General features: G+C 68.2%; 27 protein-coding genes. 13 read left to right on the top strand and 14 right to left on the bottom strand.

From position 1 onward, the window contains the following. The first annotated feature begins 30 nt into the window (after positions 1 to 30). From trbB to CR162_RS12060, 11 genes are read left to right on the top strand one after another with little or no spacing between them, the layout of a single operon-like run. A complete protein-coding gene (trbB, locus tag CR162_RS12110) occupies positions 31 to 1,020 on the top strand; it encodes a P-type conjugative transfer ATPase TrbB (protein WP_099095812.1) in 990 nt (329 codons plus the stop codon). Next, on the top strand, positions 1,017 to 1,349 hold the full coding sequence (locus CR162_RS12105) for a TrbC/VirB2 family protein (RefSeq protein WP_035599872.1): 333 nt from the start codon (positions 1,017 to 1,019) through the stop codon (positions 1,347 to 1,349). Before trbB ends, CR162_RS12105 begins: the two co-directional genes overlap by 4 nt. Beyond that, positions 1,349 to 1,630, top strand: coding sequence for a VirB3 family type IV secretion system protein (locus CR162_RS12100; RefSeq protein ID WP_099095811.1), 282 nt, complete (start codon positions 1,349 to 1,351; stop codon positions 1,628 to 1,630). Before CR162_RS12105 ends, CR162_RS12100 begins: the two co-directional genes overlap by 1 nt. Positions 1,631 to 1,639: 9 nt before the next feature. After that, positions 1,640 to 4,078: a conjugal transfer protein TrbE gene (gene trbE / locus CR162_RS12095; protein ID WP_099095810.1), complete on the top strand. Its 2,439-nt coding sequence runs from the start codon at positions 1,640 to 1,642 to the stop codon at positions 4,076 to 4,078. Beyond that, positions 4,078 to 4,836, top strand: a complete 759-nt coding sequence (trbJ, locus tag CR162_RS12090; RefSeq protein ID WP_456316213.1) for a P-type conjugative transfer protein TrbJ — start codon at positions 4,078 to 4,080, stop codon at positions 4,834 to 4,836. The genes trbE and trbJ overlap by 1 nt, the downstream gene beginning before the upstream one ends. A 10-nt stretch (positions 4,837 to 4,846) precedes the next feature. Beyond that, positions 4,847 to 5,128 (top strand): putative entry exclusion protein TrbK-alt, encoded by a 282-nt coding sequence (trbK-alt, locus tag CR162_RS12085; RefSeq protein WP_099095808.1) that lies wholly within the window; start codon positions 4,847 to 4,849, stop codon positions 5,126 to 5,128. Between the two features lie 3 nt (positions 5,129 to 5,131). Then, a complete protein-coding gene (gene trbL / locus CR162_RS12080) occupies positions 5,132 to 6,481 on the top strand; it encodes a P-type conjugative transfer protein TrbL (protein ID WP_099095807.1) in 1,350 nt (449 codons plus the stop codon). After that, entirely contained in the window at positions 6,478 to 7,167 is a 690-nt protein-coding gene (trbF, locus tag CR162_RS12075) for a conjugal transfer protein TrbF (protein ID WP_066662412.1), read from the top strand. Before trbL ends, trbF begins: the two co-directional genes overlap by 4 nt. After that, positions 7,164 to 8,144, top strand: a complete 981-nt coding sequence (gene trbG, locus CR162_RS12070) for a P-type conjugative transfer protein TrbG (RefSeq protein WP_099095806.1) — start codon at positions 7,164 to 7,166, stop codon at positions 8,142 to 8,144. The genes trbF and trbG overlap by 4 nt, the downstream gene beginning before the upstream one ends. Further along, the gene (locus CR162_RS12065; protein ID WP_099095805.1) at positions 8,141 to 9,340 is read left to right on the top strand and encodes a TrbI/VirB10 family protein; all 1,200 of its coding nucleotides are present in this window, start codon (positions 8,141 to 8,143) and stop codon (positions 9,338 to 9,340) included. The genes trbG and CR162_RS12065 overlap by 4 nt, the downstream gene beginning before the upstream one ends. Continuing rightward, complete coding sequence (locus CR162_RS12060; RefSeq protein ID WP_011579845.1) at positions 9,340 to 9,594, top strand: DUF2274 domain-containing protein; 255 nt, start codon at positions 9,340 to 9,342, stop codon at positions 9,592 to 9,594. Before CR162_RS12065 ends, CR162_RS12060 begins: the two co-directional genes overlap by 1 nt. Here CR162_RS12060 and CR162_RS12055 read toward each other — a convergent pair. After that, positions 9,512 to 10,510 (bottom strand): LysR family transcriptional regulator, encoded by a 999-nt coding sequence (locus CR162_RS12055; protein ID WP_099095804.1) that lies wholly within the window; start codon positions 10,508 to 10,510, stop codon positions 9,512 to 9,514. The two genes, CR162_RS12060 and CR162_RS12055, sit on opposite strands and share 83 nt — an antisense overlap. Positions 10,511 to 10,922: 412 nt before the next feature. Here CR162_RS12055 and CR162_RS12050 point away from each other — a divergent pair, with 412 nt between their 5' ends. Continuing rightward, positions 10,923 to 11,198 (top strand): helix-turn-helix transcriptional regulator, encoded by a 276-nt coding sequence (locus CR162_RS12050; RefSeq protein WP_099095803.1) that lies wholly within the window; start codon positions 10,923 to 10,925, stop codon positions 11,196 to 11,198. Positions 11,199 to 11,302: 104 nt separating this feature from the next. On the opposite strand, the gene CR162_RS12045 is transcribed toward CR162_RS12050, so the two are convergent. The 7 genes from CR162_RS12045 to guaA form a co-directional block, all read right to left on the bottom strand. Next, a complete protein-coding gene (locus CR162_RS12045; RefSeq protein WP_218014888.1) occupies positions 11,303 to 11,455 on the bottom strand; it encodes a hypothetical protein in 153 nt (50 codons plus the stop codon). Continuing rightward, on the bottom strand, positions 11,452 to 13,989 hold the full coding sequence (locus CR162_RS12040) for a heavy metal translocating P-type ATPase (protein ID WP_099095802.1): 2,538 nt from the start codon (positions 13,987 to 13,989) through the stop codon (positions 11,452 to 11,454). The genes CR162_RS12045 and CR162_RS12040 overlap by 4 nt, the downstream gene beginning before the upstream one ends. Beyond that, positions 13,989 to 14,210: a hypothetical protein gene (locus CR162_RS22035; protein WP_141563143.1), complete on the bottom strand. Its 222-nt coding sequence runs from the start codon at positions 14,208 to 14,210 to the stop codon at positions 13,989 to 13,991. Before CR162_RS22035 ends, CR162_RS12040 begins: the two co-directional genes overlap by 1 nt. After that, positions 14,207 to 14,353 carry a hypothetical protein gene (locus CR162_RS22830; protein WP_245870310.1) on the bottom strand — a complete coding sequence of 49 codons (147 nt, stop codon included), beginning with the start codon at positions 14,351 to 14,353 and terminating at the stop codon, positions 14,207 to 14,209. The genes CR162_RS22035 and CR162_RS22830 overlap by 4 nt, the downstream gene beginning before the upstream one ends. Further along, on the bottom strand, positions 14,350 to 14,889 hold the full coding sequence (locus CR162_RS12035; RefSeq protein ID WP_245870308.1) for a ZIP family metal transporter: 540 nt from the start codon (positions 14,887 to 14,889) through the stop codon (positions 14,350 to 14,352). Before CR162_RS12035 ends, CR162_RS22830 begins: the two co-directional genes overlap by 4 nt. A 356-nt stretch (positions 14,890 to 15,245) precedes the next feature. Beyond that, on the bottom strand, positions 15,246 to 16,502 hold the full coding sequence (locus CR162_RS12025; RefSeq protein ID WP_099095801.1) for a tyrosine-type recombinase/integrase: 1,257 nt from the start codon (positions 16,500 to 16,502) through the stop codon (positions 15,246 to 15,248). A gap of 294 nt (positions 16,503 to 16,796) precedes the next feature. Continuing rightward, a complete protein-coding gene (gene guaA / locus CR162_RS12020) occupies positions 16,797 to 18,359 on the bottom strand; it encodes a glutamine-hydrolyzing GMP synthase (protein ID WP_099095800.1) in 1,563 nt (520 codons plus the stop codon). A 157-nt stretch (positions 18,360 to 18,516) separates the two neighbouring features. Here guaA and CR162_RS12015 point away from each other — a divergent pair, with 157 nt between their 5' ends. Then, positions 18,517 to 19,239, top strand: coding sequence for a DUF1028 domain-containing protein (locus CR162_RS12015; protein ID WP_099095799.1), 723 nt, complete (start codon positions 18,517 to 18,519; stop codon positions 19,237 to 19,239). A gap of 156 nt (positions 19,240 to 19,395) precedes the next feature. Here CR162_RS12015 and infC read toward each other — a convergent pair whose 3' ends face one another. The 6 genes from infC to CR162_RS11985 form a co-directional block, all read right to left on the bottom strand. Next, positions 19,396 to 19,908 carry a translation initiation factor IF-3 gene (gene infC, locus CR162_RS12010; RefSeq protein ID WP_099095798.1) on the bottom strand — a complete coding sequence of 171 codons (513 nt, stop codon included), beginning with the start codon at positions 19,906 to 19,908 and terminating at the stop codon, positions 19,396 to 19,398. 80 nt (positions 19,909 to 19,988) lie between these two features. Next, entirely contained in the window at positions 19,989 to 21,944 is a 1,956-nt protein-coding gene (thrS, locus tag CR162_RS12005; RefSeq protein ID WP_099095797.1) for a threonine--tRNA ligase, read from the bottom strand. Positions 21,945 to 22,087: 143 nt separating this feature from the next. Continuing rightward, positions 22,088 to 22,273 carry a hypothetical protein gene (locus CR162_RS12000; RefSeq protein WP_099095796.1) on the bottom strand — a complete coding sequence of 62 codons (186 nt, stop codon included), beginning with the start codon at positions 22,271 to 22,273 and terminating at the stop codon, positions 22,088 to 22,090. Beyond that, entirely contained in the window at positions 22,270 to 22,434 is a 165-nt protein-coding gene (ccoS, locus tag CR162_RS11995) for a cbb3-type cytochrome oxidase assembly protein CcoS (protein ID WP_099095795.1), read from the bottom strand. The genes CR162_RS12000 and ccoS overlap by 4 nt, the downstream gene beginning before the upstream one ends. Continuing rightward, on the bottom strand, positions 22,431 to 24,821 hold the full coding sequence (locus CR162_RS11990) for a heavy metal translocating P-type ATPase (protein WP_099095794.1): 2,391 nt from the start codon (positions 24,819 to 24,821) through the stop codon (positions 22,431 to 22,433). The genes ccoS and CR162_RS11990 overlap by 4 nt, the downstream gene beginning before the upstream one ends. Continuing rightward, positions 24,818 to 25,360 carry a FixH family protein gene (locus CR162_RS11985; protein WP_099095793.1) on the bottom strand — a complete coding sequence of 181 codons (543 nt, stop codon included), beginning with the start codon at positions 25,358 to 25,360 and terminating at the stop codon, positions 24,818 to 24,820. Before CR162_RS11985 ends, CR162_RS11990 begins: the two co-directional genes overlap by 4 nt. Positions 25,361 to 25,373: the final 13 nt, after the last annotated feature.

The raw sequence follows: 25,373 nt of genomic DNA, 5'->3' as shown, positions 1-25,373 counted from the left end.
CGCGCGGGCCCGCAAGCGAACGGGGACGACGTGGCGGTCAACCATCAGCGATCGGAAGCAGCTTCACGCGGCGCACGCATGCTGCGCACCGCGCTGGGTCCTGCTGTCGCCCGATTCCTGGAAGACCCCGCGATCGTCGAGGTCATGCTCAACCCCGATGGGCGGCTCTGGGTCGACCGGCACTCTGACGGCCTGTCCGATACGGGGGAACGGCTTTCGGCGGCCGATGGCGAACGCATCGTCCGCCTCGTCGCCCATCATGTCGGCGCCGAGGTGCATGACCGTCGCCCGCGCGTCTCGGCCGAGCTTCCCGAAACCGGCGAGCGCTTCGAAGGCCTGCTGCCGCCGGTCGTGACGGCTCCGGTCTTTGCGATTCGCAAGCCTGCCGTCGCCGTCTTCACGCTCGACGACTATGTCGCCGCGGGCATCATGACGGCCGACCAGGCTGCCATCCTCCGGCAGGCGGTCGCAGCGCGCGCCAACATCCTCGTCGCCGGCGGAACCAGCACCGGCAAGACCACGCTGACCAATGCCCTGCTGGCCGAGGTCGCGAAGACAACCGACCGCGTCATCGTCATCGAAGACACCCGCGAGCTGCAATGCCGGGCGCAGAACATCATCGCCATGCGCACCAAGGACGGCGTCGCGACCCTGTCCGACCTGGTGCGTTCCTCGCTGCGGCTGCGGCCGGATCGGATCCCGATCGGCGAGGTGCGTGGGGCTGAGGCGCTCGATCTCCTGAAGGCCTGGGGCACCGGCCATCCCGGCGGGATCGGCACGATCCACGCGGGCAGCGCGCTCGGCGCGCTGCGCCGCCTCGAGCAGCTCATCCAGGAAGCTGTCGTCACCGTCCCGCGGGCGCTGATCGCCGAGACCATCGATCTGGTGGCCGTGCTCTCCGGCCGCGGCGCTGCGCGGCGTCTCGCCGAACTCGCCCGCGTCGAAGGGCTCGGGACGGACACCGACTACCACCTTTCCCCCGCAACCCAGCCTCCCGACCCACAAGGAGAACCCGCATGATCCGACACATTGCGCGCGGCCATCAGCGCCTCGCAACCGCCGCCACGGCGCTGACCCTGAGCTTTCTTCTGGCGCCCGCCGCCCACGCATCCGGCTCCTCGATGCCCTGGGAAGCGCCGCTGCAGTCCATCCTCCAGTCGATCGAGGGGCCGGTCGCCAAGATCATCGCGGTGATCATCATCATCGTCACCGGCCTGACGCTGGCGTTCGGCGACACGAGCGGAGGATTTCGGCGCCTCATCCAGATCGTCTTCGGCCTGTCGATCGCCTTCGCGGCGTCCAGCTTCTTCCTGTCGTTCTTCTCGTTCGGCGGCGGGGCGCTCGTCTGATGACGGGCCTCCTGCATCATCCCGATGAGGTCGCGGGCTTCTCGGTTCCGGTCCACCGCGCGCTGACCGAGCATATTCTGCTGGGCGGCGCACCGCGCAGCATCGCCATCATGAACGGCACACTCGCCGGCGCTGTCGGTCTCGGATTGCGGCTATGGCTGGTCGGTCTCCTCATCTGGGCGATCGGCCATTTCGCCGCCGTTTGGGCAGCAAAGCGCGATCCGCTTTTTGTCGAAGTGGGCCGCCGGCATCTGCGCATTCCGGGCCATCTCTCGGTCTGAGGCGCGGCCATGATGAACCTCGCCGAATATCGCCGAACCGCGACCCGCCTTGCAGATTTCCTGCCCTGGGCGGCGCTGGTCGGCGAAGGGGTCGTGCTCAACAAGGATGGCAGCTTCCAGCGCACCGCGCGCTTTCGTGGTCCCGATCTCGACTCAGCTGTGGCCGCTGAACTGGTGGCCGTCGCCAGTCGCCTCAACAACGCCTTCCGGCGTCTGGGCTCGGGCTGGGCGATCTTCGTCGAAGCGCAGCGCCACGAAGCCGCCTCCTATCCGGCAAGCCGCTTCGCGGACGCCGCCTCCGCCCTCGTTGATGCGGAGCGCAAGGCCGACTTCGAGGAAGCGGACGCGCATTACGAGTCGAGCTACTTCTTGACCTTTCTCTATCTCCCGCCTGCCGAGGACGCCGCGCGGGCGGAAACCTGGCTCTACGAGGGTCGCCAACAGTCCGGCGTTGATCCCCATGAAGCCCTCGCGGCCTTCATTGACCGCACAAACCGCGTCCTCCAGCTCGTCGACGGGTTCATGCCGGAATGCCGGTGGCTCGATGACGGCGAGACCCTGACCTACCTGCACTCGACTGTCTCGACGAAGCGCCACCGCGTCCGCGTGCCCGAAACACCGATCTACCTCGATGCGCTGCTCGCCGATGAGCCGCTGACCGGCGGCCTCGAGCCGCGGCTCGGCGCCGCTCATCTGCGCGTGCTGACGATCAACGGCTTTCCAACCGCGACGACGCCAGGGATTCTCGACGATCTCAACCGGCTCGCCTTTCCCTACCGCTGGTCCACGCGGGCGATCCTCCTCGACAAGACGGACGCCACGAAGTTGCTGACGCGCATCCGGCGGCAGTGGTTCGCCAAGCGCAAGTCGATCGCCGCGATCCTGAAGGAGGTGATGACCAACGAGGCATCCGCGCTCGTCGATACTGACGCTGCGAACAAGGCCGCCGATGCCGATATGGCCCTGCAGGAGCTTGGGGCCGACTATGCCGGTCAGGCCTATGTGACCGCCACGGTCACCGTTTGGGATGCCGATCCGCGCACCGCCGACGAGAAGTTGCGCCTCGTGGAAAAGGTGATCCAGGGCCGCGACTTCACCGCGATGTCCGAGACCATCAATGCCGTCGATGCCTGGCTCGGTTCGCTGCCCGGCCATGTCTACGCCAACGTCCGCCAGCCACCGATCTCCACCCTGAACCTCGCCCACATGATTCCGCTCTCCGCAGTCTGGGCCGGGCCGGAAGGGGACGAGCATTTTGGTGCGCCGCCCCTGCTTTATGGCAAGACGGAGGGCAGCACGCCGTTTCGCTTTTCGCTGCATGTCGGCGACGTCGGCCACACACTGGTCGTCGGACCGACCGGCGCGGGCAAGTCCGTCCTGCTCGCGCTTATCGCGCTTCAGTTCCGGCGCTATCCGGGTGCCCAAGTCTTCGCCTTCGACTTTGGCGGCTCGATCCGCGCAGCCGCGCTCGCCATGGGAGGCGATTGGCACGACCTCGGCGGCAGCCTGACGGAAGGCGCCGCGTCGTCGGTCTCCCTCCAGCCACTCGCACGCGTTCACGAAACCCATGAGCGTGGCTGGGCAGCCGACTGGATTGCCGCCATCCTTGCCCGCGAGGGCGTCACGATCACGCCGGAGGTGAAAGAACATCTCTGGACGGCGCTGACCTCGCTGGCGTCCGCGCCGGTCCCTGAGCGCACGCTGACGGGCCTCGCCGTCCTCCTCCAGTCGAATGATCTCAAACAGGCGCTGCGACCCTTTTGCGTGGGCGGTGCATACGGACGGCTGCTGGACGCCGAAGGCGAGCAGCTAGGGGAAGCTGCGGTCCAGGCCTTTGAAACCGAGGGGCTGATCGGCGGCGGCGCGGCGCCGGCGGTCCTCGCCTATCTCTTCCATCGGATCGGCGACCGTCTGGATGGACGGCCCACGCTCCTGATCGTCGACGAAGGCTGGCTCGCGCTCGACGATGAAGGCTTCTCGGCGCAACTGCGCGAATGGCTGAAGACGCTGCGCAAGAAGAACGCGTCCGTCGTCTTCGCCACGCAATCGCTGGCTGACATCGATGGGAGCGCGATCGCTCCGGCCATCATCGAAAGCTGCCAGACGCGCCTTTTGCTGCCGAACGAACGCGCGATCGAACCGCAGATCACCGCCATCTACCGGCGCTTCGGCTTGAACGACCGCCAGATCGAGATCCTCAGCCGGGCCACACCCAAGCGCGACTATTACTGCCAGTCGCGGCGCGGCAACCGGCTGTTCGAGCTGGGGCTCTCCGAAGTCGCCCTCGCGCTCTGCGCGGCATCCTCGAAAACTGATCAGGCCGCCATCGAGGCGATCCTCGCCGAGCATGGCCGCGACGGCTTCCTGTCCGCCTGGCTGCGCGCCCGCGATGTCGGATGGGCCGCCGACCTCATTCCCGATCTCGCCAACCTGGAGCCCAAGCCATGATGATCCGACGCTCTCGCGCGGCGCTGTTCGCCGCAACCATCCTGTCGCTGCCCGTCGCCTTATCGCCCGTGTTCGTCACCCCGGCAGCGGCGCAGTGGGTCGTTTATGATCCGACCAACTACGTCCAGAATGTCCTATCGGCCGCGCGGGCGCTCGAGCAGATCAACAACCAGATCCAGAGCCTCCAGAACGAAGCGCAGATGCTGATCAACCAGGCCCGCAATCTCGCGAGCCTGCCCTACTCCTCGCTTCAGCAGCTCCAGCAATCGGTGCAGCGCACGCAAGCGCTTCTGGGTCAGGCACAGCGCATCGCCTTCGACGTGCAGCAGATCGACCAAGCCTTTCAGAGCCAGTACAGCAACATCTCGCTGTCCACTTCGGATCAGCGTCTCGTCTCCGATGCACGATCGCGCTGGCAGAACACGGTCGGCGGCCTTCAGGACGCGCTGCGCGTGCAGGCCGGTGTCGTCGGCAACATCGACACCAACCGCGCCGAGATGGCGGCTCTGGTCGGGCAGAGCCAGGGTGCGACCGGCGCGCTTCAGGCAACCCAGGCCGGCAACCAGTTGCTCGCATTGCAGGCGCAGCAACTCGCAGACCTGGTCGCTGTGGTCGCTGCGAACGGCCGAGCGCAGGCGCTTGTCGATGCCGAGCGCGCCGCAGCCGCCGAACAAGGCCGTGAACAGCGCCGCCGGTTCCTGACGCCCGGCTCCGGCTATCAGCCCGGCAACGCCCGGATGTTCCCGAACGGCAACTGAGGACAGCAGGATGGACGGCAAGACGCTGGCCCGCGTGGGCGCAATCATCTTCGTCTCCGTCGCAATCACGGCAACGGCGATCGAGATGACCCGGAAAGAGGAAAGGCCAGCGGCTCGGCCGACGCCCGTGCTTGAGGAGGCGCCGGACCCGCTGCGCGAGGGCCAGCGTCGGTGCCAGCAGATGGGGGAAGCCGCCGCAAGGGACGGCGAGTGTCTGCGCATCTGGGCCGAAACCCGCGACCGTTTCCTTGGCACCCGCACCGCGCCGCGACGCGCCGACGAAGGGCGGTGAGCCATGGGCGGCAGCGGCGTCATCGACAATTTCCTCGGGGTCTTCACCTCCTACATCGACAGCGGATTCGGCCTGCTCGGCGGCGAGGTGGCGTTCATCGCGACGACGCTGATCGTCATCGACGTCACGCTGGCCGCCCTGTTCTGGAGCTGGGGCGCGGACGACGACATCATCGCACGCCTTGTGAAGAAGACGCTGTTTGTGGGCGTCTTTGCCTACATCATCGGCAACTGGAACAACCTCGCGCGGATCGTCTTCGAAAGCTTCGCCGGCCTCGGACTTCAGGCGTCCGGCACCGGGTTTTCCATCCAGGACCTGATGCGCCCGGGCCGGGTCGCGCAGACGGGTCTCGATGCGGCGAGGCCGCTGCTCGAATCCATCTCAAACCTGATGGGCTGGATCGCCTTCTTCGAAAACTTCATCCAGATCGCCTGCCTGCTCTTCGCCTGGGCGCTGGTGCTGCTCGCCTTCTTCATCCTGGCCATCCAGCTCTTCATCACGCTGATCGAATTCAAGCTGACCACCCTGGCCGGCTTTGTCCTGATCCCGTTCGGCCTGTTCGGGAAGACCGCCTTCATGGCCGAGCGCGTGCTGGGAAACGTCATCTCGTCAGGGATCAAGGTACTGGTGCTCGCCGTCATCATCGGCATCGGCTCGACTCTGTTCAGTCAGTTCACGGCAGGATTCGGCGGTCAGCCACCGACCATCGACGACGCGATGGCCGTCGTGTTGGCGGCGCTGTCGCTTCTCGGTCTCGGCATCTTTGGTCCGGGTATCGCCAACGGCATCGTTTCCGGCGGCCCGCAACTCGGCGCAGGCTCCGCCATCGGCACCGGCCTCGTCGCGGGCGGCGCAGCCATGGCTGCCGGCGGCGCGGCCGGGCTCGCCTTGCGCGGTGGCGCGAGCGCCATTTCCGGCGGCGCCGCCGCCGTGCGCGGTGGAGCCACCGCGGCGGGAGCCGCCTCTGCTGCCTACAGTCTCGGTTCCCTCGGCCAGTCGGGCGCCGCCGGCGTCGCGTCGGGCCTCGGCGGCGTCGCACGAGCGGCCGGCGGCGCGGCAGCCTCTCCGCTGCGCCGGGCCGCGCAAAGCGTTCGCTCGAGCTTCGCCGACGGCGTCAAAAGCGGCTTCGGAGCCACCGGCGGTTCCTCGAGCATGGGAACGGTCGCGAATGATGCCGGTTCGGCCGCACCGGCGGCCACAGGCTCTGCCGCCAGCCCGCCGGCTTGGGCGCAGCGCATGCGACGTGGGCAGACCATGAGCCACGGCGTCACGCTCGCGGCACACGCGATCCGATCGGGCGACAGCCACGGCGGCGGCTCTTCCATCAATCTCTCCGGAGGCGACCGCACATGAGCTTCTTCAAGCGACCCGCAACCCACTATGGAAAGACGCCCGAGCCCGAGACGCCATATCAGCGCGCGGCGCAGATCTGGGATGATCGAATCGGCTCAGCGCGTGTCCAGGCCCGAAACTGGCGGCTCATGGCCTTCGGCTGCCTGATCCTCTCCGCCGGCTTCGCTGCCGCGCTGGTCTGGCAGTCGGCGCGCGGGACCATCGTCCCGTGGGTGGTGCAGGTCGACAATCTCGGCCAGGCGCAGGCGGTCGCGCCAGCGCAGGCCGACTACCGCCCCACCGACCCGCAGGTGGCCTGGCATCTGGCGCGGTTCATCGAGCAGGTCCGCTCGATCCCGGCCGACGCCATCGTCGTGCGGCAGAATTGGCTGCGCGCCTACGAGTTCACGACCGATCGCGGCGCGGCGGCCCTCAATGACTTCGCCCGCGCCAACGATCCGTTCACCCGCGTCGGGAAGCAGCAGGTGTCGGTCGAAGTGTCGAGCGTGATCCGCGCGTCGCCTGACAGCTTCCGCGTGGCCTGGACCGAACGCCAGTACGAGAACGGCCAGCTCTCCACGACACAGCGCTGGACAGCCATCTTGACCATCGTGATCCAACCCCCGCGCGACGCAGAGCGGCTGCGGGCCAATCCGCTTGGGATCTACGTCAACGCCATCAACTGGTCGCGGGAAATGGGGCAATGAGAAATCATCTCCGCCGACCCGCGAGCCGTGGCTTCCGCCTATCCGGCTCTGCGCTTTTGCTGATCTCGGGATTGGCGCTGGCCGGCTGCGCGACCAACCGACCGCCACAGATCAGCTATGACGCCGATGTGCCGCCACTTCCCCCTGTGCCGGCTGCCGTCACGGAGGCGCCACCTAGGCCGCTTCACACACCGCCCGCCTGGACACCCGCGCGCGGTGGCGCTGCCGCGGGGACGCCGGCGGGCCGCGTGGAGAATGCCAATGCCGCCGCGCGCGTCGAACCGCGCCGCGAGGGGTATTACAACTCGATACAGATCTATCCCTGGAGCGAGGGCGCGCTCTATCAAGTCTATGCCGCTCCCGGGCAGATCACCAACATCGCGTTGGAACCAGGCGAAAGCCTGACCGGCGCCGGCCCGATCGCTGCGGGCGATACGGCGCGCTGGATCATCGGCGACACAGAGAGCGGCTCGGGCATCACCCGGCGCGTCCATGTCCTCGTGAAGCCGACACGGCCAGACATCACGACCAATCTGGTCATCACCACCGACCGTCGCATCTACATGATCGAGCTGCGCTCGGGCGAACGCCCCTATATGCCGGCCGTCGCCTGGGCCTATCCGCAGCCGCCCGCCTCGCAGAGACAGGCAGTGCCCGCTACACCAGTGATCCCGGCCGTTGCGGCACGGAACTATCGCTACGGTCTTACAGGCAACACGCCGCCGTGGCGGCCAATCTCGGTCTACGACGACGGGCGCCGCGTCTATGTCGAGTTCCCGCGCGGGATCGTTCAGGGCGAGATGCCCCCGCTCTTCGTCATCGGCGCAGATGGCGAACCGCAAATCGCCAACAGCCGGATCCACCAGAACATCCTGATCGTCGACCGTTTGTTCGGCGCCGCCGAGCTCCGTCTCGGCAGTGGCGAGCGCCAGCAGACGGTCCGGATCGTTCGCACCGATGGGAGGCCCGCGTCATGAGCGAGCGCGACACGCCCAACGAAGCCGACGCACAGCTGGTCGGCACACAACCCGGCGACGCCGCTGCGCCAATGCGGCTGCGCGCCGAACCGCCCCGGGTCACCCGACTGTCGCGAAAGGTGCTGGGCGGCATCAGTCTCGTCGCCGCCCTCGGGGTTGGTGGCGCGCTCATCTATGCGCTTCAGACGCGCAGTATCGGCCCTGGCAGTGAGGAGCTTTACTCCACGCAAAATCGGCGAACTGCGGACGGGCTCGCCGGCCTGCCACGCGACTACACCGGTCCGGTGCTTGGGCCTCCGCTGCCCGGGGATCTGGGGCGCCCCATCCTCGATGCGCAGAACCGTGGCCAGCCCGTCACGCCGCCGATGGCAGCAGCGCCCACCGTCGATCCGGTCGAGCAACGCAGGCGCGCGGAAGAAGAAGCTGCCCGAACGAGCCGCGTCTTCTTCCAGACGGAGGCGCGCGTCGCAGCTCCGATTGCGACAGTTGGTGGACCAGGCAGCCCGAGCCTCTCTGGGCTAGGTCTTCCGGGCCAGCCAGGTGCAGCGACGGCGCAGGATCGCCAGCTCGCGTTCCTGAATGCGGGCGTGGACCGCCGCACGGTCTCGCCAGATCGCGTGATGGGTCCGGCATCGCCCTATGTGCTTCAGACCGGCGCCGTCATCGCCGCGGCCCTCATCACCGGCATCCGATCCGACTTGCCCGGCCAGATCACCGCGCAGGTCACGGAGCATGTCTACGACAGCCCGACCGGGCGCATCCTGCTCGTCCCGCAGGGCACGCGGCTGATCGGCGAGTACAGCAACGATGTCGGCTTCGGTCAGCGCCGGGTGCTGCTCGTCTGGAAGCGGCTCATCCTCCCGAATGGCCGTTCGATCGTCTTGGAACGTCAACCCGGAGCCGACGCGCAAGGCTATGCGGGTCTCCAGGATGGCGTCGACTATCACTGGTGGGATCTCGCCAAGGCTGCCGGCCTGTCGACACTGCTGTCGGTCGGCGCCGAACTCGCCGTTGACGATCAGGATCGGCTGCTCCGGGCGATCCGCAACGGCGGGCAGGACACCATCAACGACGCAGGGCAGCAGATCATCCGTCGGCAACTCAATGTCGCGCCGACCCTGACGATCAGACCGGGGTTCCCCGTGCGCGTCATCGTCACCCGCGACCTCGTGCTCGAACCTTATGGAGGGTTGTGATGACCAAGCTGAAGCTCGGCCCGATCATCGACGACAAGCCGGTCAAGGTGACGATTGAACTCCCTGCGCCGCTGCATCGGGACCTCGTCGCCTACGCCGCAGCACTCGGCCGCGAACAAGGCCAGACCATCGGCGACCCGACGAAGCTGATTGTGCCCATGCTCGAGCGCTTCATTGCAACCGATCGGGGGTTCGCCCGCGCGCGCCGCGATGGCAGTCAACGTGCGGCACGCGCCGATGCTCAGGGCGCATGAGCCGTTGCCGGGCGAACCAAGCGTCATCTCGCTCCGAGAAAGACTTTGCCAGCGCCAGCAGGCGCTCGAGGTTCCGATGGAGCGCCCCTCGCGGGTGGACAGCACCATAGCGGAGAACAGCATCCTCGATCAGGCGAAAAGCAATGCCTGGCAGACCGTGACGGACATGCGCGCTGCCTGCGATGGTGACGCCGTCCCCATGCGCGACGATCTGCATCAGAGATTCCCGAGTGACGGACAATTGCTCGATCTGGAGGTCTCCGGGCGAAGTCTGGAGGTTTCGCATCAGGTAACCCTTCGCGAAATCGCCGGTCGGTAAATCAGTCACCACAAAGTGCCGATCACGCAGGTCATCCCACCGGAGCGCCTTCTGATCGGCGAGTGGGTCGCCGTCCGGCAATGCCGCGTACACGGGCTCGGCCCACAAATGCGTCACGTCAAAGCCCTTCCCGGGCGATGCTTCGGCGACGACACCGACATCAAGCTGCCCCCGCCGCACGGCCGCGATAAGTTCGGGACAACTGCCCTCGCTGAACCGCAGCTTGACCCCCGGGCGGTCACCCCGAAAGGCCCCGAAGAGCTCAGACAGAAAGCCCATGGTCAGAGGCCCGAACACGCCGATCCGAAGATGCCGTCCTCTGTTCGCCACCGTTCTTGCGCCGTCGAGCGCCGATCCGATCTGGCGAGCCCCAGGGGCGGCCTGATTCAGGAATTGTTTGCCGATGTCCGTCAGGTCGACGCCGGCAGGATGACGGCGGAACAGCTGTGCGCCGATCTCATCCTCGACATCGCGGATGCGGCGGCTGATCGCCGACTGCTCGACGCCGAGATCTTGCGCCGCGCGCCGGAAGCTGCCGCTTTCCGCGGCAGCGATGATGTAGCGCACATGGCGCAGCTCGATCTTCGATCTCGGCACGATGGTTCCCCATGATGCAAAGGTCTTTGCAAACGTAGCCCCGTCAGCCCCCGAGAACTGTTCCGATCAGATTATGGGTCTTCTCCGTCTCCTCGCTACCGCCGCCCACGAAATCCTTAAGTGTCACACATTCGACTGTTGCTACGTCGCTAGCGGACTTCCGGATCGCATCTCGCCGGTGCAAGCAGTAAATGGTGCGTGATCTGAACAGCGCAATTACGGCGCGGAACGCGTGCGGCGAGTCGTGCAGATTCTGTGGGCTGACGGATGTCCGGCCGCGCTGTCAGGACTGAAAATGACCCGCCGATTTCTACGCCAGAGCCCGAAATTGCCGCACGCCACTCGGGAGGGACTTCCGGCATCGGCACCTATCGTTCTCAATCGCCAGCGACAGCCGCTAAGGAGATTGGGTATGGGTCAGAGCGAGCCTTTGGAGATCAGGAAGACCATCCGGCGGCACCAACTGCGCGAGATGGTGCCCCTGGCCGACAGCACAATCTACGAGATGGAGCAGCGCGGCGAATTTCCACGCCGCTTCGCGCTGTCACCGCGCTGCATCGTCTGGGATCTCGCCGAGGTCCACGCCTGGTTGCTGGCGCGGCGCGCGAAGCCGATCCATCGCGCGCAGCATCCCGACGTCACCAAGCGCAAGTCCCGCCCGGTCAAAGGGCAGGATCGAGCGCGATAGACGGCATGACTGTCGGCAGCAGCGTTGGAACATACTTCCGCCCCTCGACCCAGGCATCGACGGTGTCGGCCCATTCCTGCATCATATGACGACTCCGAAACGACTTAGCGGGCGAACTGCGGCCAGTTGCCACCCGAGATCACCGCGACATCGATCTCGGCCAGCAGGGATGCGAGCGTCGCCGCCATCTCGGCCGACACGGGCTGCTCGCTCTCACCCAGCGTCCCGTCGAGGTCAAATACGGTCAGCCATTTCACGCCGCGCCGGTCCGATCCTTGAAAGCGAGCAGGCGAAGCGCGTTGAAGACAACGAGCAGCGTCGAACCTTCGTGCATCGCCACCGCCGGGCCGATGCCGAGTCCGAGAATGGTGGCCGGCACGAGGAACGCCACGACGCCAAGGCTGACGAACACATTCTGCCGGATGATGCCGCGGGTGTGGCGGCTCAAGCCCACAGCGAACGGCAGATGCGCGAGATCGTCGGCCATCAACGCGACGTCTGCTGTCTCCAGGGCCACATCCGAGCCAGCGGCACCCATTGCAATACCGACCGTTGCCGACGCCATCGCAGGGGCGTCGTTGACGCCGTCGCCGACCATCGCGACCTTGTCCTCGCCGGCGAGTTTCTTGATCGCGGCGACCTTGTCTTCCGGCATCAGATCGCCCCATGCCTCGTCGAGACCGACCTCGCGGGCGATGGCGTCGGCGACCTTCTGGTTATCGCCGGAGATCATGATCATGCGAGTTATGCCCATGTCGCGCAGGCGCCTGAGGGCGACCTTGGCTGCCTCGCGGGGCGTGTCCATCAGGCCGATCGCGCCGATGTCGCGGTCGCCCTTGCGGACAACCATTGTCGTGCGGCCGCCTTCGCGAAGCTGGGCGATGGCATCGGTTGCGGCGGCGTTCAGCGACGGGATGCCCTCCACGCCGAACATCTCTGCCTTGCCGATCCACACCGTTTCGCCGTCGACAGTCGCGGTGACGCCGCGTCCGGTAAGGCTCTTGACGTCGATTGCGACAGGCAGTTCTCGTCCACCCAGGCGTTCGCGACCGTCCTTGACGATGGCCTGCGCCAGCGGGTGATCGCTCAGGGCTTCGACGGCGACGGCGAGCGTCAACAAATCCGCCTCGCTCGCGCCGTCGACCGGGACGACATCAGTGATGCGTGGACGCCCTTCCGTCAGCGTACCGGTCTTGTCGAACGCGATCGCCTTCAGAGAGCCAAGATTCTCGAGCGGCGCGCCGCCTTTGACCAGTACCCCGCCGCGTGCGGCCCGCGCGACCCCTGATAGAACCGCGCTGGGGGTGGCGATGGCCAGTGCACAAGGGCTGGCGGCAACCAGCACCGCCATCGCCCGGTAGAAGCTGTCGCGGAACGGCTCGTCGACGACGACCCAGGCAAACAGCAGGATAAACGACAGCGCCAGCACCACCGGCACGAAGATGCGCTCGAACCGATCGGTGAACCGCTGGGTCGGGGATTTCTGCGTCTCCGCTTCGCTCACCATCTTCACGACCTTGGCGAGCGCGCTTTCGTTGGAGCGCCGTGTCACTTCGATTTCAATCGCGCCGCCGCCGTTGATCGTCCCAGCAAAAATCCGTGACGCGGCGTCAACGGCATCGGGCTTCGCGCGCGCCGTCTCGACATCTGCGACGGGTTCCTTGTCGACCGGGATGCTCTCGCCGGTGACTGGGGCCTGGTTGATCGCGCTCGACCCCTTGATGAGGAAGCCGTCAGCGGGCAGGCGCTCGTTCGGTCGCACGATCACGACGTCGCCGACCACCAGCTCTTCGACGGGGATTTCCGAGGTCTGCCCTCCACGGCGCACCGTCGCCTTGTCGGGCGCGAGCTCGGCCAGCGCCTCGATCGCGCGCTTGGCGCGACCCATCGCATAATGCTCGAGCGCATGGCCGAGGCTGAACAGAAACAGCAGTAGCGCGCCTTCCGCAAAGGCGCCGAGCGCCGCGGCACCGGCGGCCGCGACGAGCATCAGCGTGTCGATCTCGAATTTCTTGAGCTTCAGATTGTCGATCGCCTCGCGCAGCGTGAAGAAGCCACCGAACACATAGGCACCCACATAGAAGGCGGTCGGCAGCCAGTCGGGGGCACCCGCAACCAGCTTTTCGATCGCGAAGCCGATCGCCAGCAGCGCGCCGCAGGCGAGCGCGAAGATCAGCTCCGTATTGGGGCCAAGGAAATTGGCATGGGCGTGATCGTGGCCATCGCCCAGTCCGTGCTTTTCCGCGCCTTCGGCATGGCCGCCAGGCCCGTGATCGTGGCCGGCATGGTCGCCGGCGCCGTGATCGTGTCCAGCATGACCACCGGCCTGATTGGAGCCCGTCCGCTTGCCCGGTTTGACCTTGAGCTTGCCCAGCGCCGCGACGATCGCTGCCTCGTCGACTAGTTCCTTGTCATATTCGACGCGAACGCTGCCCGAGGCGCTGGCATCGGCCTGCAGCACGCCGGGCATCTGGCACAGGGTCTCGCCGACGGTGCGGGCGCGGCGTTCGTGGCCGATTCCTTCGACCTGCCATGTCGCATGACCGTATCGCCCGCTAATCTCGGCGCCTGCCGCCCGCACCATGTCGCGCACGCGTGACAGCGGCAGCGCTTCGCCGTCGAAATGGATGCACAGCTTTGCCGGCGTATCGCCATCGGCGGCCAGAACGTGCGCGCGCTCAACGCCGGGCTTGGCGCTCAATGTCGAAACGAGGCGGCCGACACAGGCGTCGGCCGCGTCGGGAACCTCGGGCAGCAAGACGGGAATATCCAGTTCGAACTTGTCGGTCATCACGCTGTCTCCGCCCTAGAGGGCGTCGCGTTCTGATTGCACCAGAACGGACGCTCTATGTACTTGTCTTTCCGCATAGTTTTCGAGTCTGGTGGTTCCACCAGGTCGAAACATGCTCCGATCTTGGTTTCAGCCCGCGCATCGACCAAGACGCTGTTGCTGCCCGCGATCCGGAGCGTACGCCGCTCGGCGGCAACCTTTGCCTCCGGCTGAGCCGTCATGCCATGATTTCCTCAAGCAGGAGAATCGCCAGGAAGCCGACGAAGAACATCGCGGAGATAAGCGGCGAGTCCGGCTTCTCGTGCGCCTCGACCAGCAGTTCTTCGGTGACAAGGTAGAGCAACGCCATCAGGCCGAAGCTCAAGAACCCGGTGATCCATATGGCGGCAGTAATGCCACCGGCTGCGCGATCAGCGCACCCATCGGCACCAGCAGCGCCAACGCGCAAGTCAGGCCGATCGCCTTCGCCTTGGGATACCGGCCCGCCAGATCGATGGTAAGGGTCAGGGCCAGGAACAACACTTCCAAGGTCAGCGCGACGGCCAACAATATTCCCGCCCTCTCGCCGGCGATGAAGGCAAGGCCGAGGACCAGGCCGTCAATCGCCAGATCGAGACCGATCGCAGCAAGCAGCGCCACCGGACCCTGCCATCGGCTTTCCGCCGCCTTCAGGCCGAGCATCACTGCAACGCCCAGCGCCCCGCCGATCACCGTCGCCATCGGAGAACCGCCGTGCATCACTTGGGGCAGGATCTCCGTCGCAGCGGCAGCGAACACCACGCCCGCCGCCAGATGCTGCACGACCGCGACCTGTTTCTCGCCGGGCGTGCGCCACGCCGCGAGAAGCGCACCAATCATGATCGCAAACATGGGGATCAAGGAGAACTTGAGCGCGGCCACCGTCAGAGCCCTTTCATTCCGAGGCATTCGATCATCATTTCGCTTCCTTCCGGTACAGGAGCGGCGCCTTGACCGCCTCCCCGATTTTGATTTCGTCGATAGTGAAAGTCGCGCTCATCGCGTCGCCGACAAGTTACAGCCCAAGTGCGGGCGCCGCTTGGACAATCGGCACCGCCCTTCATAGCAGAGTCATCTATCAAATAGAGCAGCGCGGCGAATTCCACGCCGCTTCGCGCTGTCACCGCGCTGCATCGTCTGGGATCTCGCCGAAGTCCACGCCTGGTTGCTGGCGCGGCGCGCGAAGCCGATCCATCGCGCACAGCATCCCGACGTCACCAAGCGCAAGCCCCACCCGGTCAAAGGGCAGGATCGAGCGCGATAGACGGCATGACTGTCGGCAGCAGCGTCGGAACATACTTCCGCCCCTCGACCCAGGCATCGACGGTGTCGGCCCATTCCTGCATCATGTGGCGACGCTGAACCTCGTATTCGGCCTTGTTGTAGACGCCGCGTGATGAACGCCCGTCCTCGTGCGCCAGGCACTTTTCGATCCAGTCGCGGTTGAAGCCCAACTCATTGAGCAGCGTCGAACCAGTGCGACGCAGGTCATGCACGGTGAACGGCTCCAGCGGCAGCCCCTCCTTCTTGGCCTGTTCGACGACCGCGTAGGTGACCCGGTTGAAGGTCGCCCGCGACATCGGCGCATCCGCATCGTAGCGGGACGGCAGCAGATACCGGGAATTACCGGCGCAGGTCTTGAGCGCGATCATGATGTCGAGGGTCTGCCGGCACAGGTAGACATTGTGCGGCTTCGATCGCTTCATGCGCTCCTTCGGGATCGTCCAGACGGCGTTTTCGAAATCGACCTCATCCCAGACCGCGTCCTGCAGTTCGCTCTTCCGGACCATGGTGAGGAGGTAGAGCTTCATGCCGAGGCGAATCGTCGGCAGCGTCGCGACATGCTCGAGCTGCTTGAGCATGATGCGGATCTCAGTCGGCGAAAGCGCCCGGTCCTTGGGCGTGAATGTGGCGATCGACGCCGGGCCGACGTCATCGGCCGGGTTTGCGACCTTCTCGCCGTGGAGAATGGCGAAGCCGTAGATCTGCTTCAGGATGTCCCGCACATGGATGGCCGTCGCGGGCGCGCCCCGTTCCACGATCTTGGCGCAGTGGGCGCGCAGGTCATCAGGCGTGATCTCGGTCAGCAAACGGTTCCGCCAGACGGGCATGAGTTCACGCTCGAATATGGCGCGGCGCATAGCGCGCGTGCTGTCCGCCATGGGCGCGCGCGTCAGCCACTTCTCGCCGAACTCGCCGAAGCTCTTGGCCTCCTTGATCCGGCGCTTCTCCCGCTGCTTCTCGATGGCGGGGGACCGCCCCTCGGCAATCATGCGTTTCGCGTCCAGGCACAATTCGCGAGCTCGGGCGAGCGAGATCCCATCTCGGGCGTACTTGCCAAGATGGACGGTCTCCCGCCTGCCGTTCAGCCGGTAGTCGAGCCTGAACGAGATGCCGCCTGTCGGCGCGACACGCACATACATGCCGTCACGATCGGTCACCTTGTACATTTTGGCTTTTGGTTTCAGGCACTTGAGTGCCGCATCCGTCAACATTCTGGGCCTCCTCGCGGAAAAGTACCGTCACGCGGTATTTGGAGGCTTTTGACGGGAATATCTGTTTATGGTCAGCGTGTTAGGCTGAAAAAAGTACCGTCATTAGCCTCAATCGCTATGACGGTACTTTCGATTTTCCCGATGATCAACGGGGGCAGGGTCCGTCAGCGGGCACGACAGACGCGTTTGATGCCCACCGATAGCTCTCGATAGGTCTCGGATGAAATATTTTTGTTTTTCAGGTGGTTACGTCGTATTCTGGCGTAGTTTCGGATAGCCTCGGATGGGCAAAAATTATTCCCACTCGATCGTGCCGGGGGGCTTGGAGGTGATGTCGTAGGTCACGCGGTTGATGCCGCGCACCTCGTTGACGATGCGCCCCGCCACCCGCGTCAGGAATTCCATGGTGAAGGGATACACATCGGCCGTCATGCCGTCGGTCGAGGTCACGGCGCGCAGCGCGCAGACGCTGTCATAGGTGCGGCCGTCGCCCATCACGCCCACGGTCTTGACCGGCAGCAGCACGGCGAAGGCCTGCCAGATGGCGTCGTAGAGGCCCGCCGCGCGGATCTCCTCCAGATAGATCGTGTCCGCCTTCTGCAGGATCTGCACGCGCTCGCGCGTCACCTCGCCGGGGATGCGGATGGCCAGCCCCGGGCCGGGGAAGGGGTGGCGGCCGACGATCTCCTCCGGCAGGCCCAGCTCGCGGCCCAGCGCCCGCACCTCGTCCTTGAACAGGTCGCGCAGCGGCTCGACGAGCTTCATGCGCATGTCCTCGGGCAGGCCGCCGACATTGTGGTGCGACTTGATGGTGACCGACGGCCCGCCGGTGGCCGAGACGCTCTCGATCACGTCCGGGTAGAGCGTGCCCTGGGCCAGGAAGTCGGCACCGCCGATCTTCTCCTGCTCCTCCTCGAACACCTCGATGAACAGCCGGCCGATGGTCTTGCGCTTCACCTCCGGGTCGGTGACGCCTTCCAGGGCGCCGAGGAACAGGTCGGAGGCGTCGCGGTGGACCAGCTTGATGTTGAAGCGGTCGCGGAAGGTCTGCACCACCTGCTCGGTCTCGCCCGCCCGCATCACGCCGTGATCGACATAGATGCAGGTGAGCTGGTCGCCGATCGCCTCGTGGATCAGCACCGCCGCCACGGAGGAATCGACGCCGCCCGAAAGGCCGCAGATCACGCGGCCGCCGCCCACCTGCTCGCGGATGCGGGCGATGGCCTCGGCGCGGAAGGCGGCCATGGTCCAGTCGCCCTGGCAGCCGCAGACCTCGTGGGTGAAGTTGCGCAGCAGCTGCGCGCCATGCGGCGTGTGCACCACCTCGGGGTGGAACTGGATGCCGTAGAAGTGGCGGCTGTCATCGGCCACCATGGCGAAGGGGGCGCCGGGGCTGGTGGCGACGACGCGGAAGCCCTCCGGCAGCCGCGCCACGCGGTCGCCATGGCTCATCCACACCTGCTCGCGCGCGCCGGGGGACCAGAGGCCCTTGGTCAGCGCGCAATCCTCCTGCACCTCGACATAGGCGCGGCCGTATTCCTGGTGGTCGCTCTTCTCCACCAGCCCGCCGAGCTGCATGCACATGGTCTGCTGGCCGTAGCAGATGCCGAGCACGGGGATGTCCATCTCGAACACCACCTGGGCGGCGCGCGGGCTGCCCTCGTCCACGGTGCTGGCGGGGCCGCCGGAGAGGATGATCCCCTTTGGCGCGAAGCCCTGGATGCGCGCGGGCTCGGCCGTGAACGGCCAGATCTCGCAATAGACGCCCGATTCCCGCAGGCGCCGCGCAATCAGCTGCGTCACCTGGCTGCCGAAATCGAGGATGAGGATGCGGTCGTGGGAGGACAGGTCGGCCATGGGGGCTTCCACCACAACCGCAAGGCCGAGGCAAGGCTCTTGCGCGGCGCGGCGGGGTTGCGGCACCGGCATGCGCGGCGGGGCGGACGCCCCCCTTGATCGCCACCGGACCAGCCGGCACGCTGGGCGCGAACTTCGCAACGGGACGACAACTCCGATGACATGGTCGATCGTGGCGCACGATCCCGCAACCGGCGCCTTCGCGGTGGCCGTCGCCACCTGCGCCTTCGCGGTCGGCGCCTCCTGTCCCTTTGTCCGGGCGGGCGTGGGCGCGGTCTCGACCCAGTCCTTCACCAACCGCTATCTCGGCCCCGCCGTGCTGGACGGGCTGGCGCGCGGCCTGTCCCCCGCCGCCGCCATCGAGGGGGCGCTGGCCGGCGACGAGGGCCGCGCGCTGCGGCAGATCCACGCCGTGGACCGCCATGGCCGCAGCGCCGCCTGGACGGGCGAGAGCTGCGTGGAATGGGCCGGCTCGCAATCCGGCCCTGGCTTCAGCGTGGCCGGCAACATGCTGGCCAACCCCGCCGTGGTGGGGGAGACCACCGCCACCTTCCGCGCCGGCACCGGCCTGCCCCTGGCGGAGCGGCTGGTGCTGGCGCTCGACGCGGGGGAGGCGGCGGGGGGCGACCGGCGCGGCCGCCAGTCCGCCGCCATGAAGCTGGTGACCACGGAGGACTTCCCCGACCTCGACCTGCGGGTGGACGACCACCCGACGCCGCTGGTGGAGCTGCGCCGGCTGCTCGGCATCTGGCGGCGCGAGCGCGCCCCCTCCCTCGCCACGGCGCCGCGCAAGGCGGACCCCTCGGGGCTGATCGACAAGGCGATGATCGAGGCCGGCTGGCGCGCCCGGGGCCTCGACCTGCGCTTCCCGCGTCGCTGATTCCAGGGCGCTGATCCCACGGCGCTGATTCCGCCGCGCTGATTCCACGGCACCGAGAAACGCGAAAAGGCCCAGGGGCGGCAGCCCCCGGGCCTTTCAGGCCGGCACGGTGCCGGAACGGCCGGCCCGGAGGCCGCCCTTCCCGGCGGAAGCCGCTCAACGCGGCGCCAGCACCATGATCATCTGGCGGTTCTCGAGGCGCGGCATCTGCTCCACCTTGGCCATCTCGGCCAGCTCGGTGCGGATGCGCTCCAGAACCTTCACGCCGAGGTCCTGGTGGGCCATCTCGCGGCCGCGGAAGCGGAGCGTGACCTTCACCTTGTCGCCTTCCTCGATGAAGGACTTGGCCGCCCGCATCTTCACTTCGTAATCATGGTCGTCAATGTTCGGGCGAACCTTGATTTCCTTGATCTCGACGATCTTCTGCTTCTTGCGGGCCTCGTTGGCCTTCTTCTGCTGCTCGTACTTGTACTTGCCGTAGTCGAGGATCTTGCAGACCGGCGGCACGGCGTTGGGGCTGATCTCCAGGAGATCCATGCCAACCTCATAGGCGCGCAGCAGGGCTTCGCGCGCGCTCATCACGCCGAGCATCTCGCCGTCCTGGTCGATCAGGCGAACCTGAGGGACGCGGATATCCTCGTTCACACGCGGTCCGTCGCGGGCGGGCAATTGGTTCGGAATAGGGCCTCGGGCCAGAGTCGGCTCCTGTCGCTGTTGAAACGTCTCGAATGAGTCTTATGGTGCAGCGGTCACGCCGCCGCAACCGTTGCCTGCGGTTTCAGATCGGGAGGCGTCGCCTCCGCCGCAAGGGTGGCCACCGCTTCCGCCAGGGTCACGGTCACCTGCTCGCGGCCGGGCAGGCGGCGCAGCACCACCTTGCCCTCCTCCGCCTCGCGCCGGCCGATCACGGCCAGCACGGGCACGCGCTGGTCGATATGGTCCACCACCTTGCGGTTGATCTTCTCGTTGCGCAGGTCGAGCTCGACCGACAGCCCGGCCTTCTGCAGCGCGGCTGCCACCTCGCGGGCAAACGGCGCCGCCTCGTCCACGATGGTGGCGACCGCCACCTGGACCGGGGCCAGCCAGAGCGGGAAGCGCCCCGCATGCTCCTCGATCAGGATGCCGAGGAAGCGCTCGAAGGAGCCCAGGATGGCGCGGTGCAGCATGACGGGGCGGTGGCGGTTGCCGTCCTCGCCCACATATTGCGCGTCGAGCCGCTCGGGCAGCACGAAGTCCACCTGCAGCGTGCCGCACTGCCAGTCGCGGCCGATGGCGTCGCGCAGCACGAACTCCAGCTTCGGGCCGTAGAAGGCGCCCTCGCCCGGGTTCAGCTCGTATTCCACGCCGGCGATGCGGCAGGCCTCCTTCAGCGCGCCCTCCGAGCGGTCCCAGGTCTCGTCCGTGCCCGCGCGCTTGGCCGGCCGGTCGGAGAACTTCACGCGGAAGCTCTCGAAGCCGAAGTCGCGGTAGACGGAGGAGAGCAGCGCCACGAACTCCACCGTCTCGGCGGCGATCTGGTCCTCCAAGCAGAAGATGTGCGCGTCGTCCTGCGTGAAGGCGCGCACGCGCATGATGCCGTGCAGCGCGCCGGAGGGCTCGTAGCGGTGGCAGGCGCCGAACTCGGCCATGCGCAGCGGCAGCTCGCGGTAGGAGCGGAGGCCCTGGTTGAAGATCTGCACGTGGCAGGGGCAGTTCATCGGCTTCAGGGCCAGCACGCGGTCCTTCTCGGACTCGTCGTCCACCGAGGCCAGGAACATGTTCTCGCGGAACTTCTCCCAGTGGCCCGAGGCCTCCCACAGCCTGCGGTCCACGAGCTGCGGGGTCTTGACCTCCTGGTAGAGGGCGGCGTCCAGCCGGCGGCGCATGTAGTCCTGCACGCGGCTGTAGAGGCGCCAGCCCTTGGGGTGCCAGAAGATGGAGCCCACCGCCTCCTCCTGGAGGTGGAACAGGCCCATCTCGCGGCCGATCTTGCGGTGGTCGCGGCGCTCGGCCTCCTCCAGCTGGTGGAGATGGGCGTCCAGCTCCTTCTGGTCCCGCCAGGCGGTGGCGTAGATGCGGGAGAGCATGGCGTTGCGGTGGTCGCCCCGCCAATAGGCGCCGGCCACCTTCATCAGCTTGAAGGCGGAGCCGATGTCGCCGGTGGAGCGCATGTGCGGGCCGCGGCAAAGGTCGAGCCACTCGCCCTGGCGGTAGATGCTGATCGGCACGTCGGCCGGCAGGTCGCGGATCAGCTCGGCCTTGTAGCGCTCGCCCTTGCCCTCGAAGAAGGCGATGGCCTCCTCGGGCGGCCATTCCTCGCGCACGAAGGCGGCGTTGCGGGCGATGATCTCCCGCATCTTGGCCTCGATCGCCGGGAAGTCCTCGGGCGTGAAGGGCTCGTTGCGGGCGAAGTCGTAGTAGAAGCCGCCCTCGATGGCCGGCCCGATGGTCACCTGGGTGCCGGGGAACAGCTCCTGCACGGCTTCCGCCAGCACATGCGCCGCGTCGTGCCGGATCATCTCCAGCGCCTCGGGGTCGCGGCGCGTGATGAAGCGCACGGCGGCGTCCGCCTCGATCCGGTGGGACAGGTCGCGGAGCACCCCATCGACCTGCATGGCCAGCGCCGCCTTGGCGAGGCCCGGTCCGATGGCGGCGGCCACGGTGGTGCCCGTCACCGCCTCGTCGAAGACGCGGACGGACTGGTCGGGCAGCGTGATCGCAGGCATCGGAAGTACATTCCCAAGGTTTGGCGGAAAAACGGCGCCGGACCATGAGCGCGCGGGCGCAGCGCGTCAACGGCTAATGGGTTGACAGGCGGTGAAAGGGCGCGGGCGTGGCCCCGGCCCCTGGGGCCACCGCCCTCTGGCGCTCAGGCCTCTCCGTCCGCCTCGTCATAGGTGCGCTTGACCAGGAACAGCGCGAAGAACACGCCGAACAGGAACAGGCCGAGGCCGAACAGCGTCAGCGGCCCGTCCACCGAGGCGCCGGCGGCCAGCAGGCCGGCCAGCGCGATCAGGGCGGAGAACAGCAGGAAGAAGATGCGCGTCGGGCTCATGCGGGGTCTCGCGGCTGGGAGGGGAGGTCGTCGTAGAGGATGCGCGCGGCGGCGCCGTCCAGGTCGTCATACTGGCGGCTCCGCAGCGTCCAGAGGAACAGCAGCAGGGCCAGCCCGCCCAGGAACAGCGCCAGCGGCACCAGAAGCAGCAGGGCACTCATGTCTTCACCTGTGTCTTCACCTGGCCGGCCCGCAGCGCGTTGAGGATGACGATGATGGAGGAGGAGGCCATCACCAGCGCCGCGATCAGCGGCGTGGCGTATCCCAGCACCGCGCAGGGCACCGCGACCATGTTGTAGATCAAGGCGAAGGCGATATTTTGCCGCGCCAGCCGCTGCGCCCGCCGCGCCACGCGGATGGCATAGGGCAGCGCCCCCAGCCCCTCGCCGCGCAGCACCAGGTCGGCCGCCGTCTGCGCCAGGTCGGTGGCGCCCTCGGGCGTGGCCGAGACATGCGCCAGCGCCAGGGCGGCGGCGTCGTTGATGCCGTCCCCCACCATCAGCGGCCGGTGCCCGTCCACGCTGAGCGCGGCGATCCGCTCCGCCTTGCCCTCCGGCGTTGCGCGCGCCTGCCAGGGCCCGATGCCGGCGGCCCGCGCGGCCGCCTCCACCGCCGGCGGCGCGTCGCCCGAAAGCAGCTCCGCCTCCAGCCCCAGCCCCCGCAGCGCCGCCACGGTGGGCGCGGCATCCCCGCGCAGCCGGTCGGCGAAGCGGAAGGGCACGGGCGAAAGGCCGGGGCGGGCCAGCCACATCGTCAGCCCCTCATCCTCCTGCGCCAGCCCGATGAAGGGGGCGCTGCCCAGGCGGATCTCGCCTTCGGCGGCGGCCAGGCGCAGCCCCTGCCCCGGCACCTCCACCACGCCCTCCGGCGCCGGCGGCGCGTCGGGGCAGGCGGCCACCAGGGCGCGCGCCAGCGGGTGGCGCGAGGCCCGCGCCAGGGAGGCCGCCCGCCGCAGCGCGGAGGCCGGGCGGCCCGGCTCCTCCAGCAGCGCGGGCCGGCCTTCCGTCAGCGTGCCGGTCTTGTCCAGCACCACATGGCCGGCGCTGGCCAGCCGCTCCAGCGCGGTGGCCGAGGCCACCAGCACGCCGCGGCGGAACAGCGCGCCGCTGGCCGCCACCTGCACCGCCGGCACGGCGATGGCGAGGCCGCAGGGGCAGGTGATGATCAGCGCCGCCACCGCCGGCACCAGCGCCGCCTGCCAGGACACGCCCACCCACAGCCACCAGCCGAGGAAGGTGGCCAGCGCCACCGCATGCGCGGCCGGCACATAGAAGCGCGCCGCCTTGTCGGCGATCGAGACGAAGCGGCCGCGCGCCTGCTCCGCCCGCTCCAGCAGCCGCGCCATGGCGGCGAGCGAGCCGTCGGCCGCGGCGGCGGTGACGCGCAGGGTGAAGGGGTCGCCGAGATTCACCGCGCCGGCGGCCAGCGCCTCCCCCTGATGGACCAGGCGCGGCAGGCTCTCGCCGGAGGTGGCGGCGGTGTCCACCAGCGCCTCGGCGCTTTCCAGCACGCCGTCCAGCCGCAGCCGCTCGCCATGCGCCAGCAGGATGCGGTCGCCGGCGCGGATGGCGGCGGCGGGGCAGGCTTCCGCCCCGCCCTCCGGGCGCAGGCGCTGCACCGTGCCCTCCTGCAGCGCCAGCAGCTCGGCCACCGCCTGGCGGGCGCGGCGGCGCGCGGCGCGGTCCAGCACGCGGCCGGCCAGCAGCAGCGCCAGCAGGGCGGTGGCGCCGTCGAACCAGGTGTATTCGCCGTTGCGCAGCGTCTCGGACAGGCTCATCGCCGTGGTGGCGACGATGCCGAGCGAGACGGCGAGGTCCATGTTGGGCCGCCCCGCCCGCACCGAGCGCCAGGCGGAGCGGTAGAAGGGCATGCCCGCCACCAGCACCACGGGCAGGCCGATCAGCGCCGCCAGCCAGTGCATCAGGTGGCGCGTGGCCTCGCCCATGTCGCCGCCCGCCCACACCGCCACCGAGACCAGCATGACGTTCATCATGCCGAAGGCGGCGATGCCGAGCGCGCGCAGCAGCGCCCGCCCCTCGGCGTCCTCCGTGGCGCGCAGGCAGGCGGGGGACCAGGGCGCGGCGCGGAAGCCGAGCCGCGCGACCAGCGCCGCCAGGGCGTTGGCCCGCGCCGCCTCGCCCCGCCATTCCACGGTGAGCCGGCGGGCGGACAGGCTCGCCCGCGCCCGCAGCACGTCCGGCTCCCGCGCCAGCGCCTGCTCCAGCAGCCACACGCAGGCGCCGCAGGTGAGGCCCGAGACCATCAGCTCCAGCCGGTGGGTGCCGCCCTTGCCGGGTGCCGCCAGGGCGGCGAAGTCGGTCTCCGGCGCCCCCTCGGCCGGGCGCAGCGTGCCGGCGGCGGTTTCCTGCCGGCGGTAGAAGGCATCGAGCCCGAGGCCGGCCACCAGCGCGTGCGCGCCCGCGCAGCCGGTGCAGCAGAAGCGCGCCTCGCCCCGCGGCAGCGGCGCCCCGCAATGGGCGCAGCCGGCCGGCGCCGCGTGGGGGGATTCGGCGGCGGGGGCGGCGGCCTCGGCCAGCAGCGCGCTCATCTCGCGCTCCCCCCCGCCACCAGCCGCTGGCGGATGTCGAGCGCCCGCCCGCCCGGGCCGGTCAGCACCAGCCGCGCCTCCCACTGGCCCGGATGCGGCGGATTGGCCTCGGCGATGAAGCGGCCCGGCGCGGTGGCGACGAAGCGCAGCGCCACCGTCTCGCCCGTCAGCGGGCGCATCAGCACGCCCTGCACGCCGCCAGGCAGGGGGCGGCCTTCGGCGTCCTCGGCGGACAGGGCGAGCACCCCCTCCTCCAGCCGCAACGTGGCGCGCCAGCCGAGCGCCCGCTGCCGCGCGCTCTCGGCCAGGACGTCGTTGTAGGCGAGGCCGCGGTCATAGGCGCGGCCCACGGTGACGCCGGTGAAGCTGGACAGCGCGGCCCAGATCAGCACGCCGTTCACCGCGATCACCAGCGCCATGCCGCCCACGAACACCCAGGGGATCCAGCCGCTGCGGCGGGGCCGGGGGCCGGCGTTGGGAAGCGGGGCGTTGGGAAGCGGGGCGGCGGGAAGCGGGGCGGCGGCGGTCATGCCATCCATGGCGGGAACTCCC

The organism is Teichococcus rhizosphaerae, from assembly GCF_002631185.1.
GTDB classification, from domain to species: Bacteria; Pseudomonadota; Alphaproteobacteria; order Acetobacterales; family Acetobacteraceae; genus Pseudoroseomonas; species Pseudoroseomonas rhizosphaerae.
The sequence above is the reverse complement of the archived record's forward strand: the minus strand, read 5'-3'. Positions and strand labels throughout refer to the sequence as shown.

Excerpts from the sequence above, each read along its gene's own strand:
- CR162_RS11990 (WP_099095794.1), bottom strand. The coding sequence starts at position 24,821 with ATGAGCGCGCTGCTGGCCGAGGCCGCCGCCCCCGCCGCCGAATCCCCC.
- trbF (WP_066662412.1), top strand. The coding sequence starts at position 6,478 with ATGAGCTTCTTCAAGCGACCCGCAACCCACTATGGAAAGACGCCCGAG.
- CR162_RS12025 (WP_099095801.1), bottom strand. The coding sequence starts at position 16,502 with ATGTTGACGGATGCGGCACTCAAGTGCCTGAAACCAAAAGCCAAAATG.
- thrS (WP_099095797.1), bottom strand. The coding sequence starts at position 21,944 with ATGCCTGCGATCACGCTGCCCGACCAGTCCGTCCGCGTCTTCGACGAG.
- trbL (WP_099095807.1), top strand. The coding sequence starts at position 5,132 with ATGGGCGGCAGCGGCGTCATCGACAATTTCCTCGGGGTCTTCACCTCC.
- CR162_RS11985 (WP_099095793.1), bottom strand. The coding sequence starts at position 25,360 with ATGGATGGCATGACCGCCGCCGCCCCGCTTCCCGCCGCCCCGCTTCCC.
- trbG (WP_099095806.1), top strand. The coding sequence starts at position 7,164 with ATGAGAAATCATCTCCGCCGACCCGCGAGCCGTGGCTTCCGCCTATCC.
- CR162_RS12100 (WP_099095811.1), top strand. The coding sequence starts at position 1,349 with ATGACGGGCCTCCTGCATCATCCCGATGAGGTCGCGGGCTTCTCGGTT.
- ccoS (WP_099095795.1), bottom strand. The coding sequence starts at position 22,434 with ATGAGTGCCCTGCTGCTTCTGGTGCCGCTGGCGCTGTTCCTGGGCGGG.
- trbK-alt (WP_099095808.1), top strand. The coding sequence starts at position 4,847 with ATGGACGGCAAGACGCTGGCCCGCGTGGGCGCAATCATCTTCGTCTCC.
- CR162_RS22035 (WP_141563143.1), bottom strand. The coding sequence starts at position 14,210 with ATGACGGCTCAGCCGGAGGCAAAGGTTGCCGCCGAGCGGCGTACGCTC.
- CR162_RS12060 (WP_011579845.1), top strand. The coding sequence starts at position 9,340 with ATGACCAAGCTGAAGCTCGGCCCGATCATCGACGACAAGCCGGTCAAG.
- CR162_RS12105 (WP_035599872.1), top strand. The coding sequence starts at position 1,017 with ATGATCCGACACATTGCGCGCGGCCATCAGCGCCTCGCAACCGCCGCC.
- trbE (WP_099095810.1), top strand. The coding sequence starts at position 1,640 with ATGATGAACCTCGCCGAATATCGCCGAACCGCGACCCGCCTTGCAGAT.
- CR162_RS12000 (WP_099095796.1), bottom strand. The coding sequence starts at position 22,273 with ATGAGCCCGACGCGCATCTTCTTCCTGCTGTTCTCCGCCCTGATCGCG.
- trbJ (WP_456316213.1), top strand. The coding sequence starts at position 4,078 with ATGATCCGACGCTCTCGCGCGGCGCTGTTCGCCGCAACCATCCTGTCG.
- CR162_RS12050 (WP_099095803.1), top strand. The coding sequence starts at position 10,923 with ATGGGTCAGAGCGAGCCTTTGGAGATCAGGAAGACCATCCGGCGGCAC.
- guaA (WP_099095800.1), bottom strand. The coding sequence starts at position 18,359 with ATGGCCGACCTGTCCTCCCACGACCGCATCCTCATCCTCGATTTCGGC.
- CR162_RS12065 (WP_099095805.1), top strand. The coding sequence starts at position 8,141 with ATGAGCGAGCGCGACACGCCCAACGAAGCCGACGCACAGCTGGTCGGC.
- CR162_RS12015 (WP_099095799.1), top strand. The coding sequence starts at position 18,517 with ATGACATGGTCGATCGTGGCGCACGATCCCGCAACCGGCGCCTTCGCG.
- CR162_RS12040 (WP_099095802.1), bottom strand. The coding sequence starts at position 13,989 with ATGACCGACAAGTTCGAACTGGATATTCCCGTCTTGCTGCCCGAGGTT.